Source organism: Lysobacter sp. N42 (genome assembly GCF_004344885.1).
This window is the reverse complement of the sequence record NZ_SKFB01000163.1, coordinates 1-553: the sequence shown is the minus strand read 5'-3', so window position 1 is coordinate 553 and position 553 is coordinate 1. Positions and strand designations below refer to the sequence as shown.

Annotated in this window: 1 protein-coding gene; it reads right to left on the bottom strand. The window is 64.4% G+C overall.

All coding sequences use genetic code 11. From position 1 onward, the window contains the following. Window positions 1–553, bottom strand: a 553-nt coding sequence (locus EYQ95_RS26570; RefSeq protein WP_165924877.1) for a hypothetical protein, incomplete at both ends; no start/stop codon positions are given.

Here is a 553-nt window from a genome sequence, read left to right as displayed (position 1 = left end):
GGCACCAGCGGGTCCCGGTCGCGGTTCGGGTCATCGAAGGCCATGCCCCGCGTGTAGAACTCCATGAAGACCGCATGCACGGTTGTCGAGGGCAGCCGCCAGACAGCCTCGCCGCCGGCAGGCGAACCATCGCTCAGGCGATCCAGGCACAATTTTGTTTCATTATCGTAATTATTTCTGAGACGCCGCAGCAAGTCGCTGAAGTCTTGGGGTCCGGCCCTCCGGCGGCCCGTTTCGAGGAGGACCTGCTGTAGCCGGTCGGTTTCCGCGTTCATCTGGAAGTAGACATCGAAGGTGACGCCAAGGAAATCGGTTCGCAAAAGCGCCAATTCGGCGTAAGCGTTCTTGTAAACCCGTCGGGCCGGAAGCTCGGTCAACTCGTCCCCGAACATCCGGCGAAGGCCGTCCGCCGTCATCCCCCAGTGAGTGCCGCGCCACCCGGCGATGTCCGTGGCCGCCGCCGGGGTAGGGCTGCATACGCCGATAAAGGCCGCCGCCAACCAGCCCGCGAGGACGAGCCGCGCTGGCAGGGCGGCGGTCTTCACCAGCTTAG